The organism is Aquisalimonas lutea (assembly GCF_030409225.1).
GTDB lineage: Bacteria > Pseudomonadota > Gammaproteobacteria > Nitrococcales > Aquisalimonadaceae > Aquisalimonas > Aquisalimonas lutea.
The window spans coordinates 420,610-430,182 of record NZ_JAUFPK010000001.1 but is presented as its reverse complement, the minus strand read 5'-3'; the positions used below and the strand labels follow the sequence as shown (position 1 = coordinate 430,182).

Annotated in this window: 11 protein-coding genes; 8 read left to right on the top strand and 3 right to left on the bottom strand. The window is 64.3% G+C overall.

Going from position 1 to position 9,573, the window contains the following annotated elements:
• Positions 1 to 68 precede the first annotated feature (68 nt).
• From urtB to urtE, 4 genes are all read left to right on the top strand, one after another.
• Positions 69 to 1,796, top strand: a complete 1,728-nt coding sequence (gene urtB, locus QWY84_RS02110) for an urea ABC transporter permease subunit UrtB (protein WP_290200796.1) — start codon at positions 69 to 71, stop codon at positions 1,794 to 1,796.
• A gap of 11 nt (positions 1,797 to 1,807) precedes the next feature.
• Positions 1,808 to 2,896 carry an urea ABC transporter permease subunit UrtC gene (gene urtC / locus QWY84_RS02105; RefSeq protein WP_290200795.1) on the top strand — a complete coding sequence of 363 codons (1,089 nt, stop codon included), beginning with the start codon at positions 1,808 to 1,810 and terminating at the stop codon, positions 2,894 to 2,896.
• Positions 2,893 to 3,744: an urea ABC transporter ATP-binding protein UrtD gene (gene urtD, locus QWY84_RS02100; protein ID WP_290200794.1), complete on the top strand. Its 852-nt coding sequence runs from the start codon at positions 2,893 to 2,895 to the stop codon at positions 3,742 to 3,744. The genes urtC and urtD overlap by 4 nt, the downstream gene beginning before the upstream one ends.
• A gap of 239 nt (positions 3,745 to 3,983) precedes the next feature.
• Positions 3,984 to 4,673 (top strand): urea ABC transporter ATP-binding subunit UrtE, encoded by a 690-nt coding sequence (gene urtE / locus QWY84_RS02095; RefSeq protein WP_290200793.1) that lies wholly within the window; start codon positions 3,984 to 3,986, stop codon positions 4,671 to 4,673.
• A 150-nt stretch (positions 4,674 to 4,823) separates the two neighbouring features.
• Here the strand turns inward: urtE and QWY84_RS02090 are convergent, their stop codons facing one another.
• On the bottom strand, positions 4,824 to 5,399 hold the full coding sequence (locus QWY84_RS02090; RefSeq protein WP_290200792.1) for a LysR substrate-binding domain-containing protein: 576 nt from the start codon (positions 5,397 to 5,399) through the stop codon (positions 4,824 to 4,826).
• A gap of 15 nt (positions 5,400 to 5,414) precedes the next feature.
• Entirely contained in the window at positions 5,415 to 5,714 is a 300-nt protein-coding gene (locus QWY84_RS02085) for a LysR family transcriptional regulator (RefSeq protein WP_290200791.1), read from the bottom strand.
• A gap of 148 nt (positions 5,715 to 5,862) precedes the next feature.
• Between QWY84_RS02085 and QWY84_RS02080 the strand changes: the two genes are divergently transcribed.
• From QWY84_RS02080 to QWY84_RS02075, 3 genes are all read left to right on the top strand, one after another.
• Complete coding sequence (locus tag QWY84_RS02080; protein WP_290200790.1) at positions 5,863 to 6,429, top strand: hypothetical protein; 567 nt, start codon at positions 5,863 to 5,865, stop codon at positions 6,427 to 6,429.
• Between the two features lie 41 nt (positions 6,430 to 6,470).
• Positions 6,471 to 6,677 carry an Atu4866 domain-containing protein gene (locus QWY84_RS20040; RefSeq protein WP_353959880.1) on the top strand — a complete coding sequence of 69 codons (207 nt, stop codon included), beginning with the start codon at positions 6,471 to 6,473 and terminating at the stop codon, positions 6,675 to 6,677.
• Between the two features lie 367 nt (positions 6,678 to 7,044).
• Entirely contained in the window at positions 7,045 to 7,347 is a 303-nt protein-coding gene (locus QWY84_RS02075) for a hypothetical protein (protein ID WP_290200789.1), read from the top strand.
• Between the two features lie 270 nt (positions 7,348 to 7,617).
• On the opposite strand, the gene QWY84_RS02070 is transcribed toward QWY84_RS02075, so the two are convergent.
• On the bottom strand, positions 7,618 to 8,553 hold the full coding sequence (locus tag QWY84_RS02070) for an AraC family transcriptional regulator (protein WP_290200788.1): 936 nt from the start codon (positions 8,551 to 8,553) through the stop codon (positions 7,618 to 7,620).
• 127 nt (positions 8,554 to 8,680) lie between these two features.
• Between QWY84_RS02070 and QWY84_RS02065 the strand changes: the two genes are divergently transcribed.
• On the top strand, positions 8,681 to 9,538 hold the full coding sequence (locus QWY84_RS02065) for an NmrA family NAD(P)-binding protein (protein WP_290200787.1): 858 nt from the start codon (positions 8,681 to 8,683) through the stop codon (positions 9,536 to 9,538).
• Positions 9,539 to 9,573 lie beyond the last annotated feature (35 nt).

Below are 9,573 nucleotides of genomic sequence, written 5' to 3'. Positions count from 1 at the left end.
CCCCCGGCCCGCCGATGTTTTGCCTGCAATCCCCCCGCGGCGGATCAGCCGCGCCGAGGAGACCTGACATGCGCACCACTGCGTGGACGCTTTGCCGGGCGCTGACGGTATGCGTGCTGCTGGCGCTGCCCCTGACGGCGGCGGCGATGGACAGCGCCGACGAGCGCGTCCAGGAGCTGGACGAGAACCCCGAGGCCGCGGCGGAGCGGGAGCTGGCCTCGGTGGCCGGGCGTGAGCTCGACGCCGGGACCGCCGAGGTCCTGGCAGGGCTTGCCACCACGGACCGCGCCACCCTGGAGCAGGCCATCGAGCAGGTGGCCGCCCTGCAGGACCCGGAGGCGCTGCCGACGCTGTTCGCCCTGCGCGACCGGCGGCTGTATTTCACCGACGACCAGACCCTGATCATCGAGGATTCCGACGACGGCTCCCTGCGCGAGGCGGTGACCGGCCGCGAGCGTCCGGACCTGGAGACGTCGCAGCTGTCTCAGCCACGGGTGACCAACACGGTGCGCCGCGCCCTGCGCCCGACCATCGCGGCGCTGCAGATCTTCTCCGACGACGATGCCGCGCGCCGGGCCGCCGCCGACGAGCTGGCGGAGAACCCGCAGCCCGAGCTGCGCGAGGCCATCAAGCGCGCCGCCGAAGAGGAAGACGACGCCGCGACCGAGCGTCTTCTGAACATCGCCCTGGCGCAGCTCGACCTGGACAGCGAGGACGACGCGCGGCGCCTCGAGGCCGTCAAGCTCATCGCCGAGGTGCGCGCCAACCGCCTGCGCTCGGATCTCGCCGCCATGACGGGGCGCGACGACGACGGCAATTACGTCGAGCCCGTCGCGGAGATCCGCGAAGCGGCGGCCGCCGGGGTGCGCGCCATCGACCGCCGCGCGGCGTTCGCCAGCTTCGCCTCCAACTTCGTCTACGGGCTGTCCATGGGCAGCGTGCTGCTGCTGGCGGCCATGGGCCTGGCCATCGTGTTCGGGCTCATGGGCGTGATCAACATGGCCCACGGCGAGCTGCTCATGATCGGCGCCTATACCACCTACGTGACCCAGAACCTGTTCGCCCTGCTGGCCCCGGAGTGGTTCCACTACTACCTGGTGGCCGCCGTGCCGCTGGCCTTCGTGGTCACCGCGGTGGTGGGCATTCTCATGGAGCGGGGCATCATCCGCTTCCTCTACCACCGGCCCCTGGAGACCCTGCTCGCCACCTGGGGCATCAGCCTGATCCTGATCCAGACCGTGCGCTGGCTCTTCGGTGCGCAGAACGTGGCCGTGTCCAGCCCGCCGTGGTTCGCCGGCAGCGTGCAGCTCATGCAGGGGGTGAGCCTGTCCACCAGCCGCGTGGGCGTGATCCTGTTCGCCGTGTTCGTGGTCGCGCTGGTCTGGTACCTGATGAACCGCACGCGGCTCGGGCTGGAGGTGCGCGCGGTGATGCAGAACCGCGACATGGCCGCGGTGCTCGGCGTGCCGGCCAAGCGCGTGGACATGTGGACCTTCGCCGTGGGCGCCGGGGTGGCGGGCCTGGGCGGCGTGGCGCTGTCCCAGATCGTCAACGTCGGCCCGGAGATGGGCCAGAACTACATCGTGGACTCGTTCATGGTGGTGGTCCTGGGCGGCGTCGGCAATCTGCTCGGCCCGGTGTTCAGCGCCCTGGGCATCGGCGTCACCACCAAGTTCCTGGAGCCCGCCGCGGGCGCGGTGCTGGCGACCATCCTGGTGTTCGCGGCGATCATCCTGTTCATCCAGTGGCGGCCCCAGGGCATCTTCGCCCTCAAGGGCCGTGCCGCTGACGACTGAGGAGCCTGTTCATGCAGTCGCAGTCCGCGCTGTCCCGACTCGGCCGTCTGCACTCCGGCACGGCCTGGGCCGTCCTCGCCGTCCTGGCGGTGGTGGCCCTGGTGGTGGTCCCGGTGCTGCACACGGTCCTGCCCCAGGACAGCCCCCTGTACATGCCCGGCTGGATGGTGACACTGGCCGGCCGCTTCCTGTGCCTGGCGCTGGTGGCGCTGGCCCTGGACCTGATCTGGGGCTACACCGGTATTCTGTCCCTGGGCCACGGCGTATTCTTCGCCATGGGCGGCTACGTCATGGGCGCCCACCTGACCCGGGTGGCCCACGACGACGGCAGCGTGCCGAACTTCATCCAGTGGCTGGATTACAGCGACTGGCCCTGGTACTGGGCCGGCTTCGAGTCGTTCGCGTTCACCGCGGTGATGATCGCCCTGGTCCCGGGGGTGCTGGCGTTCATCTTCGGCTTTCTGGCCTTCCGCTCCCGGGTGCGTGGGGTGTACTTCGCCATCATCACCCAGGCGCTGACCTTCGGCGGCATGCACCTGTTCTACCGCACGGAGACCGGCTTCGGCGGCGATACCGGGCTCACCGACTTCGACAGCCTGCTGGGCTTCGATCTCGCCCAGGCGCAGCTGGGCCTGTTCCTGGCCAGCGCCGTGGTGCTGATCATGGCCTACTTGCTGTGCCGCTGGATCGTCACCTCCAAGCTGGGGCGGGTGCTCACCGCCATCCGCGACGCCGAGACGCGGTTGCGGTTCACCGGCTACGATCCGCTGCGCTACAAGCTGTTCGTCTGGGTGGTCTCGGCGGTGCTGTGCGGCATCGCCGGCGCCCTGTACGTGCCGCAGACCGGCGTGATCAACCCCTCCGAGATGGCGCCGCCGCAGTCCATCGAGATGGCCATCTGGGTGGCCCTGGGCGGGCGCGGCACCCTGGCGGGGGCCATACTGGGCGCCGGCATCGTCAACGTGGTCAAGACCTGGGCCACCTCCGCCTACCCGGACCTGTGGCTGTACATCCTCGGTGGCATCTTCATCGGCGTGACGCTGTTCCTGCCCCACGGGGTGGTGGGCCTGCTCCGCCGGCGCAAGGAGGCGAGCCAATGAATACGCTGGCGAAATCCATGGACGACTTCCGCGAGCTCATGCGCCGGGACCAGGTGTTCGACATCGTCAACCGCCCGGCGGACAACGCCACCGTGGACATGAGCCACGGCGTCGCCCTGTACCTGGAGAGCATCACCAAGTCCTTCGACGGCTTCCGCGCCCTGGACGACCTCACGCTGTACATCGGCGACGGCGAGCTGCGCTGCATCATCGGGCCCAACGGCGCCGGCAAGACCACCCTCATGGACGTGATCACCGGCAAGACGCGGCCCGACGCCGGCACCGCCTGGTTCGGCAACCGCATCAACCTGCTGCGCCTCAAGGAACACGAGGTCGCCCAGCGCGGCATCGGCCGCAAGTTCCAGAAGCCCACGGTCTACGAGAACCACTCCGTGTTCGAGAACCTGGAGCTGGCCATGCACGCCAACCGCGGCGTGGTCACCAGCCTCACCTGGCGGCTCAACGGCGAGCAGGCCGACCGCATCGACGAGGTCCTGGAGCTCATCGGCCTGACCGGCGAGCGCGACCGGCTCGCCGGCCTGCTCTCCCACGGCCAGAAGCAGTGGCTGGAGATCGGCTCGCTGCTCATGCAGAACCCGCGCCTGCTGCTGGTGGACGAGCCCGTGGCCGGCATGACGGGCCAGGAGACCGAGGCCACCGCCGAGCTGCTCACCAGCCTCGCCGGCAAGCACTCCGTGGTGGTGGTCGAGCACGACATGGACTTCGTGCGCTCCATCGCCCGCCAGGTGACCGTCCTGCATCAGGGCAGCGTGCTCGCCGAGGGCTCCATGGACCAGGTACAGAACAACCCCCGCGTACGCGAGGTGTACCTGGGGGAAGAGGAATGACCCTGTGGGAGCGGCTTCAGCCGCGACGTGCCCAGGGGCGTCGAGCCACGGCTCCGCCTTGTCGGGGCTGAAGCCCCTCCCACAGAGGATAAATAGGAGAACCGGGGTGTAGGGGCGGCTTCAGCCGCGACCAAGCGAACCGGCCCGAAGACATTCACAGCCGAAAGCGCCAATCCGGGCGTAGGAGGGGCTTCAGCCCCGACAGAACCGGCACCAAAGAACCAGACAGGAGATCCCCGATGCTCCGCATCGAAGGCCTCAACCAGTACTACGGCGGCAGCCACATCCTGCGCGACGTCGATCTGGACGTGCAGGAAGGCCGCGCCAACTGCCTCATGGGCCGCAACGGCATGGGCAAGACCACGCTGCTCAAGTGCATCATGGGCCTGGTGCCCATCCGCGGCGGCCGCATCCTCTTCCGCGACCGGGACATCAGCCAGCTCAAGCCCCACGAGCGGGGCCGCCTCGGGCTCGGCTACGTGCCCCAGGGCCGCGAGATCTTCCCCCAGCTCACCGTCGAGGAGAACCTCCGCGTGCCCCTGGCGAGCAAGCGCTCCGCCGGCATCCCGGAGCGGGTCTACGAGCTGTTCCCCGTGCTCCGGGACATGCGCCGGCGCCGCGGCGGCGACCTCTCCGGCGGCCAGCAACAGCAGCTCGCCATTGGCCGCGCCCTGGTCCTCAACCCGGAGATCCTGCTCCTGGACGAGCCCATCGAGGGCATCCAGCCCAACATCGTCAAGGAGATCAGCGAGGTCATCCGCCGGCTCAACCGCGAGCAGGGCATCACCATCTTGCTGGTGGAGCAGAAGCTCCCCTTCGCCCGCGCCACCGCCGACCGCTTCGACATCATCAACAACGGCAACGTGGTCGCCTCCGGGGAGATGGACGAGCTCGGGGATGATCTGATCGCGGAGCACCTGACGGTGTAGCGCCTTATCCGAGTACTGCCGGTGACAACGCGGCGGACTCACATCCGGATCGTCCGGTTCATGCATTCTTGCTACCTGAGAGGATCTCGGAGAACCCCACACGAACAGCGCAAGTGCTACTTGTGGAGAGGAAGGCCTTGACCAGAAAACCTAGGCGCTCCAGTGCTTCACGAAATCAACCATTACTCTCAACTTGGGCGTCATGTGCCGTTTGTTTGGATAAAAAAGATAAAAACCGGGAAAGTACGGTAGAAAATCTTCAAGAAGAGGCACCAGCTGCCCCGCTTCAATATAGGGCCTGAACGGTTCTTCAATCGCAAAGGTAATCCCGCCTCCCTGCAGGGCGGTTCTCAACATGAGGTGAAAGTCGTTAGTGGTGATTTGCGGCTTAACAGATACCCCAAACTCTCTGCCGTTTTCTGCAAATTCCCATTTGTAGGGCGTGCTGCTGGGTTTCGGTCGCCAGCCGATGCACCGATGCTCAAGAAGATCACTGGGGCGTGCTGGCTCTCCATGCCGTTCCAGGTACTGCGGCGCTGCGACCACCATGTCCCTTTGTGGGCCGGAAATGGGTATGGCCACCATGTCCTGCTCTATGTTTTCGCCAAGACGGACACCCGCATCAAAGCCAGCGTTGACGATGTCTAGCTCATCGTCCGTTACCGTGACGTCGAGCTCGACGTCAGGGTAAGACCGCGTAAATTCAGCAACCAGTTTTCCCGACAAAAACTGCTCTGCGATTCAGGTAACAGCGATTCTGAGCAGTCCGCGCGGCGTATTGTGACTGGCAATATCTTCCAGAGCGGCCTGCATATTCTCGACCTGTACATGAACGAGCTTGTACAGACGTTCTCCCACCTCGGTCAACTTGACGCTTCTGGTCGTCCTGATGAAGAGCGCGACCCCTAACTGATCTTCCAGCTTCTTGACGGCCTGACTAACAGCAGAGCGGCTCACCCCAAGCCTCATGGCCGCTGTACTGAAGTTGCTCTCGTCAGCTACGGCAATAAACATCGGCAAAGCGCCCAGGTCCATTTCCATTGTCAATTTTCTCTTACCAACGTGTCTTCAAGTGGGTGTCTAATCAAAACGCAGTCGTCCTTATATATTACTCGAGCAAGTTGAGTAGTGCTTGATAACAGTCTCAACTAGCGCCAACCCTTACACAGACCATCACGAGTGGAACGATATGAAACCGACTCTCTTGAAACTGACAGTGCTTTTGGGTGTGACTGTTTTCTCCGGGCACCTTTATGCTGATGAACAAAGTTGCGACCAAAACGGCTACAACGCCCCGCTGGAACTCCATAAACACTGGATCATGGAAGGCTGGGAGAAACAAGAAGGTGACCCCGAGTTCGTGTTTGCGGAGAAAATGAATCTCTACTATGACCTTGAACAGCCCGAGGGGGTTTTCTTTGACAATTTCGCACCGGGCGAAATCCAGCTCTTTGACAATGCCCTCGTTTATGGTAGGAACTGGGAGGGGCTTCAAGCAGAAGCCAGCTCCGTGTTGCACGCCCTGACCGAAGGCCACAGTGAGCTCGTTGGTGGAGAGGTTGCTTCGACAACGATCGGTTTTGTTGGAACCATTGACAGGAGGGCGGGTTCGATAATTCCCTTCAAGGGTCGCTCGCAAATCGGATGGGACTGCGATAATGGTCAGTGGAAAATTCGCCAGGAGCTGAATTACGCCTGGATAGTAACCCGGGAGGAAATTGCGCACTACTACGATGCTTTAGAGGCGGTGCAATGAAATCTCAGAACTTGGCAGAGAAATAGAACGGCGATACCGGTATATGGGTAACAAGTGATGGTTATATTCGCCACCAACTCTTACCGGAAAATCACTACGCGGAAGCCAGAGGCGACTGGGAAGAAGCGTACAAGGGACGCTATTTTCGGTGCGCCGTATCCGGATACTACGCCTGGTTGGTCAAGCGACCGAGACCATCGTGGTTAATGCTTGGTCTCCCCACCCGAACCGGAGAGAACGAGCTGTGACGGAGTTGGTCGTGAGTAATGTGGGTGGGGTGATTTTCTCCAGGAACATCTCACTGTCTGGATGGGCAGCAGAGCACCCGTGCCCGGTTGTCATGCGGGCCCACTGCGGGGGATGGACCCCGGGGTTTGATCTGCGCGTAACGGCCCATGTAACCTTTTTGCCGGGGTTTAATAAGTAGTGTGCTCACCGCGCTTGGATAAGCGCTCACGTGGTGAGCGCACTGCGAGATTTCAAGGAGCCAACAAGCCCAGGGACAGGGTGACAGCAGGTTCCGCCTTTGCCGGACGACCGGCGGAGCATGCGATAAATTTCTTCGGCTCGCGCTGGTCGCATGATGCGATGCCGAGGCCGGCAGCATGCCTTCCCTTGATCCTCTCAGTTGTTGCTCCCGAAACACGGTTCCCGACTGGCCTGGCGGACGATATCGCCCAGGCCACCCTGGAGGCATCCGATCCGGCGGAGGAGGTTGCCGCCTTCTATCGCGAGCGTCTGGACGGCTTCACCGAAGGCGACAGCGTGGAAGGCGAGCAGTACATGTTCGTCGACGGTGTCGTTCCATCCGGTCGGCCGCTCAGCCCGGACTGGATGCGAGAGATGCAAGGCAAGCAGTACGTGAGCATCACCCACTTGCAGGGAACGGTTCAGATCCAGATGCACTATAGACCCTGAATCGTCGTCGTCCCGGTCCGGTTCGGGAGAGTCTCCTGGTGATCCCAGCACGCACTCGCGGGAATCAAGGGCGTTAGGCTACGACACCGATAACCATCTCAGTGGTTTCTACGCCCTTGGGCCCTCGGCGACCTATGATCCGGCGGCTCGGTGAGCTGTTCCATGAACAGCTCACCGAGCCGATGGTGGACAGCACCTGCATAAGGAGCGCCCGCGGCAGTGAAGGCCCTGAACCGTTCCGGCTGGACTCGGCAGATGCCCGAAGCCGTCTCAACGCGCAGATGCCCTGTGCGCCTGTGGGCTCAGGCCGCGACTGCGCTTGAAGGCGGCGCTGAAGGAGAAGGCGCTGGCATAGCCCACCTTTTCCGCCACGCTGCTTACGGTTTCGTCGGGTTGACATAGCAGGTCGGCGGCCATCGCCATGCGCCAGTTCTTGAGAAAGGTCATGGGCGGCTCGCCAACCAGGTCCTGAAAGCGGCGTGCCAGTGATGCGCGCGAGGCACCCGTCTGCGCGGCAAGCGCTTCCAGTGTCCACGGATGGGCGGGGTTCTGGTGCATCAGTCGTAGGGCACGGTCGACGATCCGGTCCCCCTGGTACTGCCACCACGCGGGCGTGCGATCGTCATGGCGGGCGAACCAGGCCTTCAGTACGGCCGTAACCAGCAGGTCAAGCAATCGGTCGAGCACGGCCGCCTGCCCGGGTTCGTCCTTCACGACCTCATCGCAGAGCAGTGCAACCAGAGGCGACTCCCACTCCGACTGCGCGAGCGTGAGCACGGGAGGCAGGGCACGCAACAGGCGATCACTGATGTCGCTCAGGTGCTCGTATGCGCCGACGAGAAATACGGCTGAGCCGTTCGGGTCATTGCCCCAGGTGCGCACGCCGTGCGTCATCGCTTCGAGGACGGATTCCCCATCCAGATCGCAACAGCGCTGCTCCCGTTGGATAAGGACGGTGGGCGGCCTGGTGGGCGAGTCGGCCACGTTGTAGTGGTCGGGCGCGCGCGTGATGGCGACATCGCCTGTAGCCAGCCGGACCGGTTCGCCGTCGTCGGGGACGATCCACGCTTCGCCGGCGACGACGGCGATCAGCGTGAGCGGAGACTCGGCAAGGATCCGCAGCGACCAGGGCGAGCGCATCACCGTGCGCAGAGCGAAGGCACCGCGTGCGCGGGGTGCGTCCAACAGTCCGCCTAACGTGTCCATGGCACAACTTTATACGATCGCGTATGAATTTGATCGCCCGGAGAATGTTCCGGCCGTGAGCTCCCCATTACCTTGATTGGCGAGCGGGTGTTCTCGCCAGCGCCAACCATCAAGAGGAGAGCTGAACATGGCCAAGCAGGCAAGCACCTACGAGAACCAGGAGGGCATTACCCTCGTCCTGGGCGGCACGGGGAAGACCGGGCGCCGCGTTGCAGAGCGTCTGCGAGCCCGAGGGGTGGAGACGCGCATCGGGTCCCGGTCCGCCACCCCTGCCTTCGACTGGAACGCCGCGGACACATGGAAGCCGGCCCTGGAGGGAGTGACGGCGGTCTACATCAGCTATGCCCCGGACCTGGCGATCCCCGGTGCCACGGAGACCATCCGTGCCTTCGTGGAGCAAGCGGTGGGGCAGGGCGTCAAACGACTGGTGTTGCTGTCCGGCCGCGGCGAGGACGAGGCGCAGGCTTGCGAGCGGATTGTCCAGGAGGCCGATGTCGAGTGGACGGTGGTTCGTGCCAGCTGGTTCATGCAGAACTTCTCGGAAGGCGAGTTCCGCGACATGGTCCTCCATGGCGCCATAACACTGCCGGCCGCGGATATCCCCGAGCCCTTCGTGGACGCCGACGACATCGCCGATGTCGCCGTTGCCGCGCTGTGCGAGCAGGGGCACGCCTACGAGGTCTACGAGGTCACCGGCCCGCGGATGCTGACCTTCCCCGAGCTGGCGCAGGAGATCGCCTCGGCCGCCGGTCACCCGGTGCAGTTCATCCAGATCCCGAAAGAAGCGTTCGCACAGGAGATCGCCGAATCAGGGGCGCCCGCGGACGTTGCGTGGCTTTTGAACTACCTGTTCGAGACCGTGCTCGACGGCCGCAATGCCTATGTGGCGGACGGTGTGCAGCGCGCACTGGACCGGGAGCCGAAGGACTTCACCGACTTCGCCCGGGAGGTCGCCGCGACCGGGGCATGGCGGGTTTCGGCATGAGCACCGCCATGACGGTTTCGGGCCAGGTTGATAAC